Raw genomic sequence first — 21,249 nt, 5'->3', positions numbered from 1 at the left:
GACAACCCGGTGCGAGTCGTCGACGCCTTCGTCGAGGAACTTGATCTTCAGGCACTCGGCTTCAAAGGCGCGGACCCAGCTGCTACCGGTCGGCCTGCGTACCACCCGGCGGTGCTTCTCAAGCTCTACATCTACGGCTACCTGAACCGTATCCAGTCCAGCCGGCGCCTGGAACGCGAAGCCCAACGCAACGTCGAATTGATGTGGCTCACTGGCCGGCTGGCTCCGGACTTCAAGACCATTGCCGACTTCCGTCACGACAACGGGGCGGGCATCCGCAACGTCTGCAAGCGCTTCGTGGGCATGTGCCGGGAGCTCAAGCTGTTCACGCAGGCCATCGTGGCCATCGATGGCAGCAAGTTCAAGGCCGTCAACAGCCGCGACCGCAATGTCACCCCCGCCAAGATCGATGCACGCCAGCGCCAGATCGAACAGAGCATCCAGCGCTACCTCGACGCGCTGGAGACGGCGGATCGCACACAGCCTGCTGAGGTGGAAGCGAAGACCGAACGCCTGCAGGACAAGATCCGAACCCTGCGCGCGCAGATGCGCCAGCTCGACGAGACCCAGGAGCAATTGAAGAAGCTGCCCGACGGGCAGATCTCCACCACCGACCCCGATGCCCGTTCGATGAACTCGCAGGCCAAGGGCTCGGGCCTGGTGGGCTACAACGTGCAGACAGCGGTCGATGCCAAGCACCATCTCATCGTGGCACACGAGGTGACGAACATCGGCAACGACCGGGCCCAGTTGAGCAAGATGGCCAAGGCGGCACGTGAGGCCATGGACACGAAGAAGCTGCAGGCCTTCGCCGACCGTGGCTACTTCAACGGCACCGAGCTCAAGGCCTGCGAGGACGCGGGCATTACGGCCTTCGTGCCCAAGCCCATGACCTCGGGCGCCAAGGCTGCGGGTCGCTTCGACAAGAGCGACTTCATCTACATCGCGAAGGACGATGAGTACCAGTGCCCAGCGGACGAGCGGGCCATCTACCGGTTCAGCACGCTGGAGAAGAACGGGCTCAACGCCCATGTCTACTGGACCAACGCCTGCCCCACATGCGCGATCAAAGACCAATGCACGATAGGCGACTTCCGACGCATCCGCCGATGGGAACATGAAGAAGTACTCGAGCGTGCGCAGCAGCGGCTGGACAAGAAGCCCAAGGCCATGACCTTGCGACGGCGCACCGTGGAGCATGTCTTCGGGACGTTGAAGCACTGGATGGGCTCGACGCACTTCCTGACGAAGACGCTGGCGCATGTGGGCACCGAGATGAGCCTGCATGTGCTGGCTTACAACCTCAAGCGAGTGATCGCCATCCTGGGAATGAGAAGAATGATGAAGGCGGTGCGGCTGGTGGGGGCATGAGCCTCTTTACCGCGCTTCAACGGCGCGCAGAGGGCCCGCTGGGCTTCAAACCCGTTCGTGCCCGCCTACGACGACTGGATGGCCTGCGAGGCTGGCGGTGGCCCTCGCGACGCGAATGCTCGGCATACTGGAGCGCCGAGAGCGTTTCCACACAACCTCGGCCGATTGTTGCCGGTCTGTCGGTTGCGTGCACGCCCTTCGTTCAGCAAGCGTTCCGTGCGCAAAACGGGCCTTCAAGTCTGCGCCGGCATGTGATTTTCTAACGATGCTGGCAGCGGTCTACCACTGTGGCGAACGATCCTCGAGAAATGGCCAGTGTGAAACCGTCACAGGCTTCTTGTGAGGGGAAGTAGGCATCGCTGTCGCGTGGGGTGCCAGCCATTCTCAATAAAGCGTGGAACTCAAGCCCTTTGATCGGCGTTCCACATGTCGCAGCCAACCCGGCCCGAAAGCGTTCCTGCATTTGACCTCGGAAGGCAGCACATAAGTTGTCATCCAACATGTCAATCTGAGCGAGTAGCCGGCCGGCAGAGGTCATTTGTAGGTGCTGGGCGGTGTCCGCGCGTGCTGAAACGGTAAATCCGACGACCGCGATGGCCGTGGCGGCGAGGAGAGCAACCTTCATGCGGCAACGCAACTTTCTGATGAATTCAGACAAAGCGGCAAGTCGAACTTCATTTCGGCTGCTCCTTTTTTGGATCGTGCCCGACGCCGCCCGATGTATGTCGCTCAAGATCGGATGCTCAATGGACAGGGCGACTCGGCCAATTTGACCGTTGTATCTCATGCTGCCTTTCGTCTGCTCCACCAAGCAGCCACCGCTACAACAATCACGACAACCACAGCGGGCGCAATTGCGATCTCTCCCACGGCTTGGTCCCTTATGAAACCGGGTGCTCCCGCGGGTGCCTTTGAGAGCACTAATGCTGCTATTGCGACGGTGGCAACGGACAGGAAAGAAACCCGACCAGCCGAGAACTCTTGACGATTGTCCGCCCCGATACCCGGTTGATGATCCGGCTTCCCGCCGAACCGGCGAGGTAGGCGATGGCGTAGAGAGCAAGGACGATGAAAGTCATGGTGCAAGTTTTTGCGCAACGTACCTGCTACTGTGCGGGCGCCTGCCTTGGTGAAATAGAGAAATCGCGCCGGCGTGCCGAATGGTCCGCTCCTGGCCGGGAAGCGCAGTCGACCTACTGCCAAAACTTCCAAGAGGGTTTGGAGGTCGCTCGGGCCTTCTCAGGTCGCTTGTAGTTCGCATTGAACTTCCACGCCCCACCTTCTTGATAGAACTCGATAGTCGACTCCAGCCAGGCTTCGCCGTGCTCCTGAAAAACCGCCCAGTACTGCTCGCAGAGCTGCGCAAGGTCTTGAGAGATGTTCGCCCTGTCGCCCGACTGATCGCTTTTTAGCCCGTAGTTGATACGGCTGCCATCGCAGTCAATCGTGAGCACGCCTCGTGTCCAAGATTCGGGTGAGCAGCGAATCGCCTCATGCAAAAGTGCAGTGAGGGCATCGGTGTATTTGTCTAGCTTATCCGTCATGCCTTGATTGCCCGGGATGTTAGTCGCCACCCGACCGAATCTAGCAATTGTTGACGCGCCTTCGGTTGGTGTGCACGCGCTTCAGCGCGACCCGCCCCAGGTTGGCCCGAAACTGTTGTGTACCCGCCTCGAACGTCAGCTTCCAAGCAAATTGAGCCTCGTCGGCGAATGTCGGGTCGTGCCCGACTTGTAGCCAGACGAACTGAAGGCACAAAGGGCCCGGAGCGACCTTCGGATCATGCGGGCTTCCACCATCAAACCGACATGGTGTCGAGCATTGCTGGCGCGACGGTCGATTCGCAATGCATTTCGGCGTCGCCCCTGAAGACATCGGGCTCATGATGCACAGCTGAATTCCTAGCCGATGGTCCAGCTTGGATATCTGCATCTTGATTTACAGTCCGGCATGCTCTCGATCCTGCCCGTACTTGGGGCGATGTGCCTCGTTTTCGTGGCGTCCTTAGTCATCGAACGCTTCCTCGGGCGCAGCCGAAGGGACTTCGAGAAACCGGGGTGGTACTGGGTCGCCGCCTCTGCGTTTTTGCCGCTGATCGCGCTGATCTACCTCTACGTGAGCGTTGACAGCCTGTACATCTACGGTCTCTACGGTGCCGCTGGCGGGGTGGCCAGTCTGGTTGCCCAGTGCATCTATGGACGGAAAATCAAGCCCGACGGGAGGCAGGGTTGAGGGTCCGCTCCTGGCCGTTCTCGGGTATCGCGCTGGTCAAGTGCGGTTGCCAACGATCTGATCTCGGTACTCACGCCACCTTTGCAGGTTGCGCGCGGGATCATCGGACTGCTCCAGAAAACTACCGTCGCTCAGGTCTATCGCTTGGCATTCGAGTTTGCCGCAGAGCAGTAGGATGCCATGAACAATTTCGTCACCGGCACGCACATGCAGTCCGACGCTTTGAACAGGGTCTGCCTTTCCCACGTTGAACTCAATCGAACCAATCTTGCTGGAGAAGATGCCCCAATGCGGATCGCTCCAGTCCGTGTCGGGAAAAATGTGAGCGTCCAGTCATCCCATCTTGACCGGCCCCACGCGGTTCACTTGGACTGCAACTGCGCTCCGACGTAGGCAACGCACTCCACGAGGTTGAGTGCGGCCAGCAGCAAGAACTTCTCGGCGTCAGTTCTCACGCGCAGCAGGTCGTGCTCGCCGAGATAGCCGTACACGAACGCCAGCAGGTAGCGCTCGGGGTGGTCGACGCAGAACTTTGTGATCATCTGCTCGACGAGGTCTGGCGGCACGTCCTCGGTGAACTGCATCGTCGCCGTCAGCCGCTGCAAGCAGGTTTCCTGGACGTCTTCAGAGATCGTCGGCACGGCGTGCCCGCAGTGCTTCATGGCCTGGAAGGCGACCAGCAGAACGTGGATCGGCACCTCAAGCTGCAGCATGTCGACCCCGTAGCGAGGCAACACGAGGATGGAGGCCAGCAGGTTGGGCTGCTGGACGTGGATTTCGTCAGCCAGATCAACCTTCTGCTGCGCGCTCATGCGGTCGACGTCGATGTTCGCCCGGACCATCACGGTCTGCGTGAGCAAGGTCATCCACAGGCGTGTCCGCCCAAATGCACTTGAGGCGGAAACTTGCATCCGGCAGTCCTGCGATACAAGGTGGCGCGGCTCAGTGCGGTGATCCGTATCACGTCGGCCATGCGAAAAAATGCGGGGCCTGTCGCGCTCGACAGATCAACATGGCGGTGATTGGCATGGGATTCCAATTGCATGACAACTCCTTGAAATTGGGTCGAGCCTTGGCGGCGTGCTTGCGGACATTGAATTTCTGACTTGAAGACTCTGGACAAAGCAGAGCAGCGCTGCCGTTCGGACTCGCCCCGGCAATCGCAGCCCAATCCGGCGGTTCTTAAAAATTGTTATCCGCATGGATTTGCGCCGAGCGTGCGACAAGCTCGACTTCGGACAACTGACAAATCTGCTAGGGAAGTCCGGTCCGCGAAGGACGCGGAGAGTTTCGCTTCGTTCAGTTCATTCGACTCGGATGCGTGATGGGCGAATTCGAATAGCCGTCCGGATCATCGATCCAGCGCTGAAGCGCTGCACGCGGCCATCCAGAGGCGCGGCCTCCCAGGTGCACGGGAGGCGGGAACTTGCCTTCGGCAATTCTTCGGTATACGGTGGCGCGACTCAGTGCGGTGATGCGAATCACGTCAGCCATGCGAAAGAATGCAGGCATACCGACGGTCTGCGGACCGAGTTCGCGGCGGTTTACGTGGGCGTCGAGTTCCATGACAGATCCTTTTGGGTGCCGTGCTTTCAGGCCGTGCATCGTTGGATGTGAAGTCCCCGGCTTGAAGAGCTCGAATAGGAGCAGAACCAGTGCCAGGCAAGAGTGACTGCGCCCTGAACAGCTGTCGGACCCAGGGGCGGCCTGCTCCCACGAAAAGTTCTCCGCCTGGATCTGCGTCTAGGGTGCGACGAAGTATGTCATTCGACAACTATCACTTTTGACAGTGCATATGAAAATTGCGGGATGGCCTGGTGGAGAGACCGCCGCAACGGTCGGATATCGATCCTTCGTCGATCACCATCGTCCTTCCTGCTTTCTACGGTGCCCATGCACCTCAAGGGCGCTGAGGAATGTGGACTGCTGCAAAATTCATGCGGATAACGGTGCGCCCAAGGTCATGCATGGCGCGACTCCAGCCACTGCTTCATTTGTTCGAGTTGCTTGTCACGCTCGGAGATCGCCAGGTCCAACGCGCGGGCACCATAGCGCCCGACGCTGAACGACTTGCTGACGTTCCGATCACCAATGCGCGTCTGTGCTCGCCAGATCGACGGTTTGCCATCGGGGGTACAACGGATGCAAGTCACGCCAGCGATGCCACTGGGCGAATCGACGCGCGGCTTGGCTGCCTGTACATGGCGAGGCGTGAGCGGCTTCTCGGCTTCGATCTCATCGCGCCATTGTTTGGCGACTTTCAACGAAGCACGAACTCCACCGTGCGTACTGAGCAAGAACACGCGGCGATGGCGCTGGCCTTGCCGGATAAGTGTGACTTCCCAGCGGTCTTCCATGCGCCAGATGCCTCGCATCGAGAACGAATTCGGTGTGCCCTTGGGCATGATCGCTAATCAGAAACTCGCATTCAGGTTGAAGCCGAAGGTGGTCTTGGCCGTGCGATACCCCTCGGGCTTGCGGATCGGCGCCCCCATGTAGAAGTCATAGCTGAGCTTGCTCCACTGCCCGCGCACGCCGATGACCGCGCCCGCGAGATTGCGGCCCAGCAGGTCCGCGGTGGAGCGCCCGCCGACATGCCCGTAGTCAGCACCGACATACAGCTCCGCCCCGCTCTGCCCCATGGCCCAGCCAATGTCGTTGCGGATCAGCCAGCCGCGCTCGCCCATCAGGCTGGTCTCGCCATCGAAGCCGCGCACCGTGTAGCGCCCGCCGATGGCGAAGCGGTCCTGCGGCGTGAGCGGCGTGCGGTTCCACTGCGCGCGCACCAGGCCCGAGTAGCGCAGCTTCTGGTCGCCCAGCTTGAACGGCGCGTTCAGGCTCACCTCCGCCGTGTACAGCCGCATGCGCGAGCTGCCCTCGCCGAATGCTTCTTCCGGCGCCGCGATCGACCCGAAGCCGCCCGTGCCGTGCTTGTAGGCGAGCGTGCCCTCCAGGGTGGCCTCGCCGATGAACTCCTTGTGGTTCAGCCCGAGCTCCCAGCCGCCCACCACCCGGTGCTGCACGTCGACCTCGGTGTCGTCCACGAAGTTGCGCGATTCGCGCCGGAAGCCCTTCAGCGCCAGCGTGGTCTTGCGGCTCTGGTCGCGGTACAGCAGGCGCGAGAGCTTGACCTCGGCGTTGTTGGTCTTGCCCGCGTAGACATAGTCCTGGTTCAACCCGGCCACGCGCTGGTGGTACTGGCTGTTGGAGGCCGTGAGGCCCAGCATCCAGTAGCCGTACGGCAGCGAGTAATGCACCGTCTGGCCTTCGGTGCCCTTGGCCGGATCGCTGAAGACGTGGCCGTTGATGTTGTGGTTGGCGCTGACATAGAACAGGTCGTTCAGGCCGAACGGGTTGTCCAGCGACAGCGTGGCGCCGGCCTGGTAGCGGCCCGTGGCCTCGGTGCCGCTGTCGTCCAGGCTCAAGGTGAGGCGCCACTTCTTGGCCTGCACGTACTTGACCACCAGGTCGCTGTCGCCTGGCCTGGCATTCGGTGCGGTCGAGGGCTCGATCTGGATGTCGGCCTCGGCCGTGGGCGCGCGCTTGAGGTTCTCCAGCCCTTGCTCGATGTCGCGCAGGTTCAAGAGGTCGCCCGCTCGCGCGGGAATGGCGGAACCCAGCAAGGCGCCGCTGCCCAGCAGCGTGGCCGAGGAATCGGGCGTGGTCCGGATGGCCGCGATGCGCCCGGGCACCAGCGACAGGGTCAAGGTGCCGGTGGACAGGTCCTGTGGGGCGGCCAGCACGCGGGTGGTGACGAAGCCGCGGGCAATCACCGCCTGCTGGGCGCGGGCCAGGACCACGTTGACGCCGGCGGTGCCGAGGCAGCGGCCGACCGGTGAATCGTTGCCTTCGGGACCGGACAGATCAGAGACCGCCCACTGGAAGGCCTCGGCCTGCTCGCCGACCAGCAGCACGCGGCCGATGCGAAAGCACGGCGCTTCGGAGGCCGCGATGCGCTGAGTGGGTGCGGGCGGTGCGGCCTGCAGCCGCAGGTCGACCGTGCGCTCGTTCTGCTCGCGCAGGGCGCGCTCGCGTTCCTGCTGGCGTTGCTGTTCGACGAAGGGTTGGGGAGTGCTCGCCAGTTGGGCTGACGCGAGCGACGGCAGGCCGAGGATGGCCGTTGTCAACAGCGCACGCGCAAGCGGTCTATTTTGGGTGTTCATTTGGAATGTGCTCTTACGCGGCGCGCAAAGGGGCAACGGCCATGCGGTCATGCCGTCAGGTTGCTTGTGGTGCGGGTTATCTGGGCGGACGCGCGCAGCTCGGCGCATCCTTCGTTTCGACCGGCGCGCCGTCCATCGAAGTCACCGAAAGTGAACATGCCATTGGCCCGGCCTTGAAAAGGCGCACTCGGTATCTCGCGCCGGGCTTCGGGGTCAAGATCTTTGCCGCCCAGGGACAACTCGTCGCCGGCATGACGGTCTTTCTCTGGCTCAGATAGTCATAGCCAGCTGAGGAATAGCGCGTCCACTGACCCGCGATCAGAATCGGCTTATCGGCAGGGGCCGCGATCTTCCAAGGGCCCGGCGCGTCCGCTCTGCGTAGGTAGGAGTCCATCTGCTGCAGGTACGCCACCCGTTTGGTGTCGAGGCAGTCGTCGCCGTCCTGCACGGCTTCTGTCTTGGCTTTGAACTGCGAGTTGGTTCCGAATTCGGACTCGAAGAAGAACTCCGAATCGCCTGCTTGGGCCGCATAGTTGTATTCGGGCTTGGGATAGCCAGCGCCGTCGTATGCGCAACCGGCCAGCCAGAACGCAGCCAGCAATGCAAGACTTGGCGCGGAGAACCTATTTTTTAGCATCTGGAGAATCAATAGGATTGGCGAGAATGCAGCTTCGAACGCCGTCATTCAATTTTCATCGCGGACATTAAGCGCGTAGAAGAGCGAGAGTGCCGCGCAAGAATCAGACAACGCGTGCGAACACATGCCTGCTAGGAAGTGGAAAGTTGTCGATACAAGCCTCGCACCGTTAGGCCTTCATCACTCTCGAGTCGATGGTACAGACCAGAAAGCAGCTCGTCTGGTACCGCAGGTCCGATTGGCCACAAGCGCGACCAAGGGAATTTCATGAGTGGGTGATTGACCTGTGGATTCACAAGGCCTGCTTGCTCTCGCAACCGAAACAACATCAGCACGTCAACGGGAAAATGGCTGAAGCTATTTGAAAAATCGGCGAACTCTTGAACGCCAGTCAAACGAGTATGTTGATTGCACAGTTGCACGAGCCATTTTCCGAGGGTCTCGGAGTCCTGAGTGTCCCAGTTCTGCAGTATTTCCTCTGCTACTGCATAGCGCGGATAGTTCGTACCCGGATAGTCGATGCGCCGCACATCGCACCACAAACGCAAGATCCATTGCAACAGTCCGCGCGAATCGGCGTCACGCAAGTAGCCGCGCCTCGTCACATCTACGGCCAAAGAAGCCCAGCGCTCCAGAACGACCAAATCACCCACCGCGGCGGCAAGACCCAACCAACCGGCGAATCCAACCGACATGCCGCAAAGCTTCCGTCCAAAGCGCGCGGGGAACTCGGATTCAACCAATACGGTCTGCAAGAACGAAAGCTCTCGATAGAGAACTCCGAGCGCAAATTGATCACGTGCCGTATCAGCAGGCGCCAGTCGGCACCCATGCATTACCTTTGCTATCGACGTCGTTTCGAGCGCCCCACTTAGAAACGCGGATCGCGAGGGATGACTCACCACTTCCTCATGACCCGTCAATATGGATGTGTGAACAATTCGTCCCGTGCTCGCGTAGTCGCCAAGAGTTTGAAGGTCAGATGATTCAAACGACTGCAGCCACTCTTCATTCATCCGAAGGTGTTTTTTCAACGAAGGCCAGGAATCGAGTGTCTTTACGAGCGGTGGGTCGATGTGCAAGATTTCTCCTCGGAGTCGAAAATGATCAAGGTGCGGTGCCAGGACGTGGTAACCCCTTGGGAACAGGCCACGGAACTACGGTTACTGTCGGACGCGCACTCTGCCCTTGCGGTGGGACAGCGACTTCAACTACGTAAGGTTGAATCGTATAGCCTTCGCGAAGCAAATTTTGTAGCCCCCTTGCATACGCCCTATCAGCTGCGCTAACGCGCTGTCCACTGATCATGCCTGTATTCGCGGCTTCATTGACCCAATCATTCACTCGTTCAGGAAGCGGCTTTGGTTTGTCGACAGGCTGCCGATTCCCGGTATCAGTCGTTTTGATCTCGAATGCGGGAATCGTCTTGTTCTCCGTATTAATCTTCCCGCCAATGCTATCCACACCATAGCCTCCGCCGGTTTGCAGGGGCCTGGTCCCTGGCGACAGTTGCTCAATGATCTCCGTACCGAGGCCGCTCGGACCTTCACCCCAAGCCCCAAGCCGCACCCCGGCGTTTTGCCCCGAGATTCTTTGTCCTTGTGGGGGCATCGTGAATACTGTTGCCCCAGAAATGTCCTCAATGGAAGTGCCCCTGATGGGCATATGGACGACGGTTTGATTCTGCGTCGAATAGACATTTGAAAGATCCCCGTCGCTGGTGATCTCCGTTGGCCGAACAGAATTCCTGGAGGGGCTGACAGGGCGTAATCCTCCTAGGGCCTGTATGGCCGTCGGAATCGCGACGGTGGTGGCTCCGAGTATCAAGGCACGCGTCGCTCTGTCGGCAATAGCGTCGTCCACCCTTGCGTCGCAAGCTCCAGCACTGAGCCCTCCGCAGTAGGTCTGTCGGAACTTCGCTACTTCCAGTGCCTGTTGGACGTCAGTGCCACCCAGTGCCCCCACCCCGCCAACTGTGCCCAAGACGTTCACGTTGTTCTGCCAGCCTTGGAATACGGTTGACATCTGGGCATAGCCAAACGGGATGGCCGAATCCACGTCGGCAGCACTGGCTGCTTGGCTTTCCAAGGCACTGACACTGGCGACGTCGCCGGCCTTGATGTAGGACTTGATCAGATCGATGTTCTTCTGCGAGAGGGCAGCATATTTGCCCGCGATCGCTCGGACTTCCTCATCATTGCACTCCCCCTTGGCCCTGCACGCCGCGAACTCCTTCTTCATCGCGGCCACTTGGTCGTGCTTTAGAAAATTGTTGACCGTTGCATTGTTGGCAACTGTCGCGCCGACGCCGGCACTCGAGCTTCCGCCAGCCACCGTGCCAACAGCCGCACCCACCAAAGTCGAAGCGGCCGTCAATAGCGCGCTGTAGTCACTCTTCTTCTGTGCAGCTTGCTCAACCGTTAACGAAGGGTCGTTGTAGTCATAGCCGTTCTCCTTTAAGTATTTCTCCATCGCAGGCAGCAACTGCTCGTTGACAACACCAGCAGCGGCCCCCGCCAAACCGCTGCCGTCGCCGACTTTGGCCTGGATGAACCCGGCAATCCCGTGCAGTACAGTTTTTTCCAACGAACCATCTGCAAAGTTGGTCACAGTCCGTGGAGCTTCTCCAGCAGCGAGCGCTCTTGCATTCTCTTGGGCCTGCGCTTGTTGATTTAACGACTGGCTCACGTCTCCAATCACGCCGCTCAAAACGCTGCCCACGAGCTGAGCTGCGCGCTGATGATCTTGCGCTTGCTGCTGCAGTCTCGGAATCTCCTTGGCCTGTTGCAAGGTCAGCGTATTGACGAGCGCGCCGTTGGCCGTAACCGGATCCCTAGTTGTCAGAGTGGCCACGTTGGCGTTGCTCTTGTCGTCGATCTCCTTGACGCCTGTGCCAACGATCTTGATGTTGCCCGGGCTGATCACGCTCAAGGTCTGGCTGGACTGGCTGTTATCCGCAGGCAGTCCCTTGCCTCCGTTCAGATTCGCCAGCACGGTGTTGGTCGCGCTCCGAGCTACGTTGCTCAGCACGTTGTTCGCTGCACCCGTGCCATAGCTGAAGCTCAGGCTGACGGCGCTGCTGCTTGAATTGGTGTTCTGCCGGTTCTGCAGATCGCTGGTCGTGAGGCTCCCAGTGACCAAGCTATTCTTGCTTTCGGGCGCTGTGCTGGTGATCCCGCCGCCCTTCAGGTCGGTGTTGCCCTTGACCGACACGTCGTAGCCGCCATTGCCCGCAGCGATGCCACTTTGCCCGGTGGCGCTGCGGTAGTTATGGTCGACTCTCTGTTTGGAGGCATCGACCGTGGCGGAGACGAACTGACCGTAGCAGATCGGCGGAATACACAGGCTGAGCGCGACTCCGCTGCTGCTCTGGTTGCTGTTGTAGGTGGTGCTGTCCTGCAGGCTCTCGATGTTCAGGTTGCCTGCGATGTCGGCCTTGACCGAATCGGCCGTGATCTGCGCCCCCTTCATGTTCACGTCGCCGCCGCTCTTGATCTTCACGGAGTCGGTGGCGGTGATGAGGGTGTTGTCGCGGCGCGTCTCGATGCCCGTGGCCTTGCCCTGGTTGCTGCCGGCATTGACCTGGATGCTGAAGCCGTTCTGCGAACCGAAGCCGAAGGTCACGCCCCCGCCGAGCGAACTGCCCGAATTGGTACTGAGGGTGGCCGCCTTGTTTTCCGCGGCGAGCATGTTGATGTCGCGCTTCGCGTCCAGCGCGATATCGCGAGCCTGCAGCTTGGCACCCTGCATGTTGATGTCGGTCTCGCGCGCGGTGATGTCGATGCTGCCGGCCTGGATGTTGGTGCCGCGCTGGTTGCTGTAGACCTCGGCCGTGTCGCTACGCGAACGTGTGCGGCTTTCGCTCACGCTCACACCAAAGGCCGCACCGCTGGGGTCGCCGCCGGTGCCCGCAGCCGTCAGTCCCTGGATGCCATTCCCTAACGCCCCATCGGTGGCCAGCTTGTAGGCGTCGTACCCAGCCTTGAGTTCCAAGGCGCCCTTCAGCCGGCTGTCATCGGTCTTGCGCGACTCCTGCGCCGCATCGTAGGCGCTGGTGATCGCGCTGCCCACGATGCCGCTCAGCTGCGCACCGATGGTGTGGCTCTTGGATTCTGCGTGGTGCTTGCTGCTGCCGCTGGACGTGGCGGCGTTGAGGTTCACTGCATTGCCAGACAAGGCGACTTTGTTCTTGGCCAGCAGATCCGCGCCTTCGGCCGTGATGTTGCCTTGGCCAGTGCCCGCATATTTGGAGTCCAGGCCAGCCACCATGGTGAGATTGCCGCCGTTGGCACTGATCAGGCTTGTGACGGCGGTGCTGGACTCGCCCGTACCGTCCTCCGAACCCTTCACATTGCTGTAGGCCGTATGGCGTGGCGCAAGGCCTGGCGACGGGCTGAAGCTGCGGCTCTTGCCGCTGCTGGCAGTTGCCGACACAGAGGTATCCTGAGCCGCCAGCACGTCGATGTTACGGCCGGCAGTAATGGCGATGTTCGTGTCGGCCAGTACATTGCTCGCCACGATCTGGGCATCGCGCCCAGCATCGATGCTGACGCTGCCGCCACTGATGGTGCTGCCGACCTGTGTCGTGCCAGCACTCATTTCGTTGCGATTGCTGGAACTGCTGCTGTAGCCCTTTCCGTACAGCAGGCTGTCTTTCACTCCGTTGAAGCCGCTTTGGCTGCTTCTCGAAACGTTGCCGGTCGCATGTTGCTCCTGCGCGCTCTCGATGCGCACATCGCGACCCGCGCTCAGCACGAGTTGGCTCTCTGCAGACACTCGACTGCCGCGGACGCCCAGGTCATTGCCCGCGGACATCACCACGTTCTGCCCGGAGAAGTTGCTGCCAAGCACGGTGGTGTCGCTCTGCGCCTTGATTTCGGAGCTGCTGCTCTTTGAAGTGAGCGTTTTGCGTGAGGAGTTGCTGGTTGTCAGGATTGCTTGGCTTGACTGTCCGGCATCGATGCGGATGTCATGCTCAGCGGTGACCGCCAGGGTGCCTCCGGCCGACACGTCAGCGGCGCGTGCCCGGACATCGTTGCCCGCGGTGATGGCGACACTGCCGCTGCCCACGATGGTGGAGCCGATTTCGCGGCTCTGCGAGGACACGGCGCTGAAGCTACGGCCCTTGTTGCCGCCGCTGGCGAAGATGGTGCTCGATTCAGAGACGGTGCCGAGGTTGACGTCCCGCTCCGCATTGACCAAGGTTCGGCTGTCCTTGCCGACATTGGCGAGGACCGCGCCGACGAGGTTGACATCGCGCCCCGCGGAGGCCAGCAGGACTCCGCCAGGGTCGCTGACATAGACCCCGGCCACACGGTCCACGGCCGTGTTGTTCAACAGCCCGCCCGTGCTCTGGGTGGTCGTTCGGATGTTGATGTCCCGGCCGGCAGTCAGCATGGCCGCGTCCCGCGCATCGATGGTGCCGCCGATATTGTTCAGATCGGACCTGGCGTCGAGGGCAACGCTGCCACCCGAGATGCGGCCACCAAGATTGTTGACGTTCTCGGCCGTGATCGACACCAGACGCCGTCCGGCGATGGTGCCCGTGTTGGTGACATCGCCCGAACTCTCGATGATGGCGGCATCCGCGCTCAACAATGCGCCTGAACCGTCGATATCGCCTGGCCGCACACGCACATACACCTGAGGCACCAGCACGCGTTGCATCGTTCCGTCCGGCAAGGTCACCGTCTGTTCGACGAGCCACACGATGTCGCTGGTCAGCTGCGCCATCTGCGCCGCGCTCAGCGCCACGCCCGGGCGCAATCCGTATTGCTTCGCGAAAGTCACGCCGGCGTCCATCAGCGCCATGTACTGGTCTTCGTCGCTGTTGTAGCCATCCAGGTAGCGATAGCCTGTGAGTTGCGCCACCTGTTCGCGGATCAGCTTCTGCTCGTAGAAACCATCGCCCAGGCGCTTGAGGATGTTGCTCGGGTCCTGGCCGAGGCTGTTCAGCAGGTAATCGCTGCTGAGCCAGTTGCGGTAGTTGGCGAAGCGCGGGTCGGTCTCGATCAGGTAGCTGCCCGGACCGGCACGAAGGTTGAACAGGCTGGCATTCGGGATACGCACGTTGGGCATGCTGGTGCGCACGACCATCGGGACGGTCCGGCTTGCGCCGGCTTGGGCCGACGAAGCGGTGCCGGTCGCAGCTCCGTTGGCACCTACGTCCGTGGCGCCCGTACCCAATTGCGTTGCCGTCGTGCCATCGGGTCCGGTCGACCCTGTCGCGCTGCCAGCACTCTGGCCGTCGACCTTGACTGTGTCGCCCACATTCGCCGGCACTTCGACAATGGTGGCCGGCCCTTGGCCGCCGCCCACCGCGCCCTTGCCGGTCGCCCCGCCCGTCCCGCTGCCGACCGGGGCGACGCCCGCGTTGTAGCCGGCGGCCGCATTGATGTTTTCCTGGTACTTGTAGGCGCCCAGCGAAATGGTCTGCGGCGGAAGGATCAGAGGCACATTCATCGCCTGCACCTGGCCCTTGTTGTCGATCACGGTGGCAGAGCCCGTGATCGTGCGCGTACCCGTCAGCTGGTAAGACTGGTAGTCAGTGGCCGTGATCGTCCCGCCGGCCAGCACCTGGCTGTTCTCGTTGTACAGGCGCCCGTTGACGGTCATGCTGCCGCCCGCCACCAAGTGGGCGGGGTCGATGTTGGTCGCCGTGTCTTCCGTGGTCGTGATGGCGTTGTGCCAGACGGCGTAGCCTCCGATGCCGACGAGCTCGCCGGTAGCCTTGAGATAGACGAAACCGTTGACGGGGTCGACATTGACTTCGTCCAATGGATAGGTCGTGGTCCTGCCGACACCGCTGCCCACGAGCGTGTTGGGTGCGATGCCGGTCAAGGTGCTGGGCGTTACCGTGGGCGCGCCCTTCTGGATGTGGACATCGCGGTTGTTGACCTGCGCCATCGAGATGGACATGTCGCCAATGGACTCGATGTCGGCGTTCAGGTTGTCGAGCGTCCCACCTTGGCCGATCGCCTGACGGTTGGCATCGAGGGCGCCACCGATATACATGTTGCCCTGGCTGTAGATCAGGGCGTGCTCACGGTTGGTGATGGTGCCCGCACCGATGTCGAGGTCGCCGCGCGATGCGATCGTTCCCGCCTTGGTCACGCCATTGGCGGTTTCGCTGTCGTTGAGCAGCGTGCCGGCCGAGATGGAAATCGCATCGCCATAGATCCGGCCGGTGCCGATGTTGTTCAGCGCGCCTGCGTTGATCTCGGTTTCGCCGCGGCTGTCAATCAGGCCGCGGTTGGTCAGCGTACCGCCGGCATTGACGATGGTGTTCGTCCCCGACATCTCCGCATTCGCCGTGTTGTCCACGTTGTTGCCGCCCACGGTGAGCGTCTGGCCCGCCAGCAGCTTGCCGTTGTTCGTGAAGTTGCCCGTCGTCGTGTAGCTCAGGTTGCCATTGGCAGCCACCTCGCCGTTGTTCACGATGTCCTGCTGGAGCGCAATGCTCAGGTTCTGGCCCGAGACGGCCCGGCCATCGCCGCTGAAGTTCGCAACATCGATCTTCAGGCTCTTGTCGGCCACCAGCGTGCCGCCGGTATTGACCAGGTTGAGCGTCTTGGCGCCGGGGTTGGCGGCATTGGGATCGGCGATGGCGAGCGTGTTGCCGGCCGAGATCAAGCCATTCGTGTTGTTGACGGTGCCGCCGCTGGTGATGGTGGCGTTGACGTCGGCGCGGATGGCACCCGAGCTGTTGTCGAGATTGCCGGCACCAACGGCCACATTCAGGCCTTCGATGCCCTGCTCGGTGCCAAGAGTGCTGGTGTTGACGATGCGGCCGGCGTTCAGCGTCGTTGTGGCCGCCGAGCGGATCAGGCCGCTGGTATTGGTCAGCGTCCCGGCGTTCACGGCCAGATCGCCCGCGGCCAGGGTGCGGCCGCCGGTGTTGTCGTAGGCGGCCGCGTTGGTGTTGATGGCGACGGTGGACTGCCCGAGCACCAAGCCTGCGCCCGTGTTGGAGAAGCCCTGGGTGCTGGCCGTCACGGCGTTCTTCGCGCCGATGAAGCCCGCGTTGTTATTGACCGACCCGGTGGTCAGGTTCAGCGTGCCGCCGCTGCTGATGCCGCCTTGGCCATTGATGTACCCGGCCGCATTCGTGTTCGTGAGCAACTGACCATTCGTGTCGATGGTCATCGCGCCGCCCGACTGGATCAGGCCGGCAGCGTTGATGAGCGCGCCCGAGTTCACGGCCACCGTGGTGGTGGCCGCCAGCGTGCCTTGCGTGTTGTCCAGCGCATTGTTCTGCCCGTTCGCGCGCGTGTTCACCGCCAGGCTGTTGCCAAAGATCTTGCCCGCGACATTGTTCAGCCCGCTATTGAGCAGCGTGGTCGCGGCGCCGGCCTGCAACGTGCCGCCGTTGTTCGTCGTCGCGCCTGACGTCGTGACGCTCAGGTTGCCATTGACCGCCGCGGCGGTTCCGCTGCTGTTGTCCAGCGTTCCGGCCACGAGCGTGGTGTTGCCGTTGGCCGCCAACGTGCCGCCCACGTTCGAGGCCGCGCCGCCGACGGTAACGCTCAGGTCTTCGGCAGCGGTCACGCTGCCCGCGTTGTTGCTCAAGCTGCCGGCAGCGATGGTGGTGGTGCCGCCCGCGCCGATCACGCCCTTGCTGCTGTTGTCGAGCAGGCCGCCCACGGTCAGGCCGAGATCGGAGGCCTCGGCGGCGCGGAGGATGCCGCCCTGGTTGGACAGGCTGCCGGCCGCGACGGTCGTGTTGCCATTGCTGGCCAGCGTGCCGCCGCCGTTGTCCAGCGCGCCCACCACCGTGATGCGCGTGGCATCGGCGCCGGTTTGCACGATCTGGGCGCCGGCGCGGTTGCCGAGCGATCCGGCGTCGATGGTGATGTGCTTGGCGCTGACTGCGGCCGTCGCGCCGTCCTGGTTGAACGCGCCCGACATCGCGACGGTCAGCGCACCATTGGCCGTGACCTGGCCGTTGGTGCCGTTGTAGCTGCCGCCGGCAATGCTCAGCGTGCCGACACCGGCATGCTCGATCTTGCCGCCGGCGTTGGTGATGTTGGCGCCACCCAGGCTCAGGTCCTGCCCATTGCTCGCGATGCGTCCGCCGTTGTTGTTCAGGGTGCCGGTGGTCGCAATGGTGGTCGCGCCCGTGCCCGTCTGCACGATCTCGCCGCCGTTCGTGTTGGCGAGGTTCGAAAGCTTCAGGTCGAGCTGTTTCGCGTTGAGCCGGCCCGCGTCGTTGACAAGGGTCTGCGGCGCCTTGCTGTTGGCGGTGACGCTCAGGGTTCCCGGCGTGACGACCGTAGCTTTGCTGGTGATCACGTCGCCCTGCGTGGCCGTGATCGCGATGTTCGCGGCGCTGGTCTGACCGGCCGAGACATCGACACTGGCGCCTTGCAGCGCGGCATTGCCGGCTGCCAGGTTGGTGCCGTGTGTGGCGAGCGCCCCGGAGACCGTCACACTCAACTCGCCCACCGTACCGAGCTTGCCATCGCTCTGGACGCCTGCACCGAGCACGCCGGTGCTGCCGCCTTGCAGGCTGCCGGTGGTGATGGTGGCATTTCGCCCGGCCGTGATGCTGCCGTCGTTGGCGAGCAGGCCAGCCACTGCCACGGTGGTGTCGTTGGCCCCGTGCAGGCTGCCGCCCGCGGCGTTGCTCAGGCTGCCCGCCTGCACGCTGAGGTCGGTGGCGGCGCCGATGTAGCCCTGGCCATTGGTCAAAGCGCCGGTGACGTTCACCTGGGTCGCGGCCTGGGCCGACTGGATCGAGCCCTTGTCGTTGGCGAGCGAGCCGGCGTCGAGGGCCAGCTCCTGGGTGGCCGCCAGCGTGCCGGCCGTGTTGTCGACTGCGCCCTGGACATTGACCGCCAGGCGGTTCAGCGCGGACACGGTGCCGCCGCTGTTGTCCAGGCTGCCGGCATTCAATGCGGTACTGCCATTGGCGGCGATGGTGCCGCCACGGTTGCTGGTGGCGCCGCTCGTGGTGCTTGCGACATCCCCCGTGGCAGCCGTGACGCGCCCGGCATCGTTGGCAAGGCTGCCGGCTTGCAGGGTCGTGTTGCCGCCCGCACTGATCTCACCCTGGCCGTTGTCCAGCAGACCCGTCACATTGACGCTCAGGTCGGAGACCTGGGCGGCCTGCAGTGTGCCGCCCCGGTTGTTCAGGCTGGCTGCGGTGAGGGCGAGGCTGCCGTTGCTGGCCAGCGTGGCGCCGCTGTTGTCGATGGCGCCCGAGGTCGCGATGGTGGTCGCCCTCGTGCCGGTCTGCACGATCTCGCCGCCGTTCGTGTTGGCGAGGTTGGAGACATTCAGGTCCAGCTGATTGGCGCTGAGCTTGCCGCCCTCGTTGACCAGCGTCTGGCTAGGCTGTGCGTTGGCAGTCACGCTCAACGTGCCCGGCGTTGTGATCGTGGCCTTGTCGGTGGTCACGTTGCCCTGCGTCGCCGTAACCGCAATATTCGCCGCACTGGTCTGGCTGGCCGAGAGATCGACGCTTGCACCCTGCAACGTGGCATTGCCAGCCGCCAGGTTGGTGCCATTGGCGACCAAGGCGCCGCTCGTGGTCACGACCAGGTCACCCGCTGCGCCAAGCTTGCCGTCGCTCTGGATGCCGGCACCCAGCACGCCGGTGCTGCCGCTTTGCAGGCTGCCTGCGGCGACCGCCGTGTGCCGCCCGGCCGTGATGCTGCCGTCGTTGGTCATCGCCCCGCCGACCGCGACACTCACATCGTTCGCGCCGCGCAGGCTGGCGCCATTGGAGTTGACGAGTGAACCCGCCTGCACCTTCAGGTCGGTGGCCGCCCCGATCGTGCCGCTGCTGCCATTGGTCAGTTGGTTAGTCACCCCCAGCTGCACTGCAGCCTGCGCCGACTGGATGCTGCCCTGCGTGTTGTCCAGGCTGCCCGCGCCGAGCGCGACGCCTTGGTTCGCCACCAGTGTGCCGCCGGTGTTGTTCACCGCGCCCGCCACGTTGGCCGTCAGCGCGCCCGCCGACGAGATGGTGCCGCGTGTGTTGTCGGCCTGGCCGCCCACCGCCAGCGTGGCATCGGTGGCGCTGGTGAGCGTGCCGCCGACGTTGATGAGGTCGCCGGTCGTGGCGATGTTCAGGCTGCTGGCGTTCAGCGTGCCGCCGGTGTTGTCGAAGCGATCGACATTGGCGCTGAAGCCGTTGCTGACATTGAGCGTGCCGCCGTGGTTGTCGAAGCTCGGCTGGCTCACGGCCATGCTCGCGACGCTCAGGGTGCCGCCGTTGTTGTTGACGTTGGCGCTTTGCAGGCTGATGGGGCCGCCCGCGTAGATCTTGCCGCCGTCGTTGCGCAGGGTGCCGGCCGCGGTGATGGTGCCGGGCGATGGCGGCACGTACGGTGCTGGCGCGATGGTGCCGCCGGCGCCGGTGTCCGTGCCTGCGGTCGGCGTGCCCGGGCTGGCCGTGCCGCTCGTTCCGGTTCCGGTTCCTGTGCCGCCCGTGCCGCCGCCGGTGCCAGGCGTGGACGGCGCAGCCGCCACCGGCTCCAGCCCGATGACGCCGCCGCTGGTGTTGCTCAAGGCCGGCGCGCTCAGCCCGAGGCCGGCGCTGCTGGTCTGGCGCAGGGTGCCGCCGCGGTTGTCGATGTCGCCCGCGGTGCTGGCGAGCTCCAGCCGCGCGCCTTCGAGCGTGCCGCCGGTGCCGTTCAGTGCATTGGCCAGGTCACCCTGCGTGGTGATCTTGAGGTTGCCGCCGCTGCTGACGCGGCCGCTGTTGGCGAGGGCCGAGGCCGCGAGGTTCGCATCGGCGGTGGCCTGGAGCGTGCCGATGTTCTCCAGGCGCCCGGCGCTGGTGACCACCAGTTGGCCCGCGCCCATCAGCGCGGTGGCGCCCGGCGCGGCCTGAATGGTGCCGGCGTTGCGCACGCCCAGGCCGGCCTCGGTGCCGATGAGGGTGATCTTGCCGGCGTACATGCCGCCGAGCGCGGCCACGTCCAGGGCAAAGGTGGGGGCCGTGCCGGTGCCCGTGGTGGGCGTGACCTGGCTGTGGTCGGCGCTGACCGTGTTGGCGCCGGTCACCACCTTCAGTTCGCTGGCCCAGATGCCGGCGTTGGCCTGCACGGCGCGCGCGAGGATGGCGGCGTAGTCGGTCTTGCTGGCGTCCAGGCCCGCCCCGTCGATGGTGATGGTGCCGCCGCGCACGAGGAAGCTGTCCAGGCCGCCCACGGCATTGAACTGCGGCGTGCCGGTGGTCAGCGTGGCCCGGCTCGCATTGATGAAGCCGCCGCCGTCGACGCTGATGCCCGCGGGGTTGGCGATGATCACCTCGGCCCGCGTGCCGCCCACCTCGATGTAGCCGCGCAGCTGGCTCGGGCTGCCGCCGTTCACCTCATTGAGGATGATGCGTGCAGGCCCGGTCGCGAGATACGGATTGCCTTGCACGAACCCGCCGAGCTGGCTCTGCACATTGGTGCGGCTGTTGTTCAGGATGGCGCCGTTGGGCGCCACGTTGAACTGCTGGTACACATTGCGCGAGACACCGGCGGCGCTGGGCGTCTGGATGTTGATGAGCGGCACGCCGTTGGGCGCGACCAGCACCGTGGGCCGCAGGTTGGCGGGAACGTTGGGCGCGCCGACGATCTGGGCTTCTCCAGGAAGCGCGACCAGTGCACCGAGCAACGCGACAGCCTTCACCGCGGCGCCCGCGCCGCCGGGCCCGCCCGTGGGTTTGGATTTGCCCTTCCCCGTGCTGCTGGCTGTTTCTTGGACCACCATCCGCATGCCTCTGGCGGCGTTGAAGATGATGCGATGCAGATGACGATTCATTGTTCGGCGCTCCCTCGGTGTTGTCTGCTTGCGACGTCTTTTGTGACAAGACGCACGAGACGGGGAGCGATTATGCGGAACGGGTGC

13 protein-coding genes are annotated in these 21,249 nt (G+C 63.3%); 2 read left to right on the top strand and 11 right to left on the bottom strand.

All coding sequences use genetic code 11. The features are described from left to right. Positions 1–1,371, top strand: a 1,371-nt coding sequence (locus AC1DSC_RS31440; RefSeq protein WP_478132025.1) for an IS1182 family transposase, incomplete at its 5' end; no start/stop codon positions are given. A gap of 259 nt (positions 1,372–1,630) precedes the next feature. On the opposite strand, the gene AC1DSC_RS31435 is transcribed toward AC1DSC_RS31440, so the two are convergent. The 3 genes from AC1DSC_RS31435 to AC1DSC_RS31425 form a co-directional block, all read right to left on the bottom strand. Next, positions 1,631–2,158: a hypothetical protein gene (locus AC1DSC_RS31435; protein ID WP_478132024.1), complete on the bottom strand. Its 528-nt coding sequence runs from the start codon at positions 2,156–2,158 to the stop codon at positions 1,631–1,633. Positions 2,159–2,300: 142 nt separating this feature from the next. Then, on the bottom strand, positions 2,301–2,450 hold the full coding sequence (locus AC1DSC_RS31430) for a hypothetical protein (protein WP_478132023.1): 150 nt from the start codon (positions 2,448–2,450) through the stop codon (positions 2,301–2,303). Between the two features lie 114 nt (positions 2,451–2,564). Next, a complete protein-coding gene (locus AC1DSC_RS31425; protein ID WP_478132022.1) occupies positions 2,565–2,825 on the bottom strand; it encodes a hypothetical protein in 261 nt (86 codons plus the stop codon). Positions 2,826–3,279: 454 nt separating this feature from the next. On the opposite strand from AC1DSC_RS31425, the gene AC1DSC_RS31420 reads away from it, so the two are divergent. Then, positions 3,280–3,603 carry a hypothetical protein gene (locus tag AC1DSC_RS31420; protein WP_478132021.1) on the top strand — a complete coding sequence of 108 codons (324 nt, stop codon included), beginning with the start codon at positions 3,280–3,282 and terminating at the stop codon, positions 3,601–3,603. A 362-nt stretch (positions 3,604–3,965) separates the two neighbouring features. Here AC1DSC_RS31420 and AC1DSC_RS31415 read toward each other — a convergent pair whose 3' ends face one another. The 8 genes from AC1DSC_RS31415 to AC1DSC_RS31380 form a co-directional block, all read right to left on the bottom strand. Continuing rightward, on the bottom strand, positions 3,966–4,469 hold the full coding sequence (locus tag AC1DSC_RS31415) for a hypothetical protein (RefSeq protein WP_478132020.1): 504 nt from the start codon (positions 4,467–4,469) through the stop codon (positions 3,966–3,968). Beyond that, positions 4,466–4,576, bottom strand: coding sequence for an AlpA family phage regulatory protein (locus AC1DSC_RS31410; RefSeq protein ID WP_478132027.1), 111 nt, complete (start codon positions 4,574–4,576; stop codon positions 4,466–4,468). Before AC1DSC_RS31410 ends, AC1DSC_RS31415 begins: the two co-directional genes overlap by 4 nt. A gap of 326 nt (positions 4,577–4,902) precedes the next feature. After that, entirely contained in the window at positions 4,903–5,169 is a 267-nt protein-coding gene (locus AC1DSC_RS31405) for a helix-turn-helix transcriptional regulator (RefSeq protein WP_015867286.1), read from the bottom strand. 395 nt (positions 5,170–5,564) lie between these two features. Then, positions 5,565–6,008, bottom strand: coding sequence for a hypothetical protein (locus AC1DSC_RS31400; protein WP_150106815.1), 444 nt, complete (start codon positions 6,006–6,008; stop codon positions 5,565–5,567). A gap of 9 nt (positions 6,009–6,017) precedes the next feature. Further along, a complete protein-coding gene (locus AC1DSC_RS31395; RefSeq protein ID WP_478132019.1) occupies positions 6,018–7,766 on the bottom strand; it encodes a ShlB/FhaC/HecB family hemolysin secretion/activation protein in 1,749 nt (582 codons plus the stop codon). Between the two features lie 76 nt (positions 7,767–7,842). After that, positions 7,843–8,451, bottom strand: a complete 609-nt coding sequence (locus AC1DSC_RS31390) for a hypothetical protein (protein ID WP_478132018.1) — start codon at positions 8,449–8,451, stop codon at positions 7,843–7,845. Between the two features lie 83 nt (positions 8,452–8,534). Further along, positions 8,535–9,485, bottom strand: coding sequence for a hypothetical protein (locus tag AC1DSC_RS31385; protein ID WP_478132017.1), 951 nt, complete (start codon positions 9,483–9,485; stop codon positions 8,535–8,537). A gap of 25 nt (positions 9,486–9,510) precedes the next feature. Beyond that, complete coding sequence (locus AC1DSC_RS31380; RefSeq protein ID WP_478132016.1) at positions 9,511–21,162, bottom strand: hemagglutinin repeat-containing protein; 11,652 nt, start codon at positions 21,160–21,162, stop codon at positions 9,511–9,513. Between the last annotated feature and the right edge of the window lie 87 nt (positions 21,163–21,249).

The sequence above is a fragment of the Variovorax sp. 01N425 genome, from assembly GCF_056399465.1.
The sequence above is the reverse complement of the archived record's forward strand: the minus strand, read 5'-3'. Positions and strand labels throughout refer to the sequence as shown.

Bases quoted from the DNA above. Each gene is read 5' to 3' on its own strand.
- AC1DSC_RS31435 (WP_478132024.1), bottom strand. From the start codon at position 2,158: ATGAGATACAACGGTCAAATTGGCCGAGTCGCCCTGTCCATTGAGCAT.
- AC1DSC_RS31430 (WP_478132023.1), bottom strand. From the start codon at position 2,450: ATGACTTTCATCGTCCTTGCTCTCTACGCCATCGCCTACCTCGCCGGT.
- AC1DSC_RS31420 (WP_478132021.1), top strand. From the start codon at position 3,280: ATGGTCCAGCTTGGATATCTGCATCTTGATTTACAGTCCGGCATGCTC.
- AC1DSC_RS31415 (WP_478132020.1), bottom strand. From the start codon at position 4,469: ATGACCTTGCTCACGCAGACCGTGATGGTCCGGGCGAACATCGACGTC.
- AC1DSC_RS31410 (WP_478132027.1), bottom strand. From the start codon at position 4,576: ATGGCCGACGTGATACGGATCACCGCACTGAGCCGCGCCACCTTGTAT.
- AC1DSC_RS31405 (WP_015867286.1), bottom strand. From the start codon at position 5,169: ATGGAACTCGACGCCCACGTAAACCGCCGCGAACTCGGTCCGCAGACC.
- AC1DSC_RS31400 (WP_150106815.1), bottom strand. From the start codon at position 6,008: ATGCCCAAGGGCACACCGAATTCGTTCTCGATGCGAGGCATCTGGCGC.
- AC1DSC_RS31395 (WP_478132019.1), bottom strand. From the start codon at position 7,766: ATGAACACCCAAAATAGACCGCTTGCGCGTGCGCTGTTGACAACGGCC.
- AC1DSC_RS31390 (WP_478132018.1), bottom strand. From the start codon at position 8,451: ATGACGGCGTTCGAAGCTGCATTCTCGCCAATCCTATTGATTCTCCAG.
- AC1DSC_RS31380 (WP_478132016.1), bottom strand. From the start codon at position 21,162: ATGAATCGTCATCTGCATCGCATCATCTTCAACGCCGCCAGAGGCATG.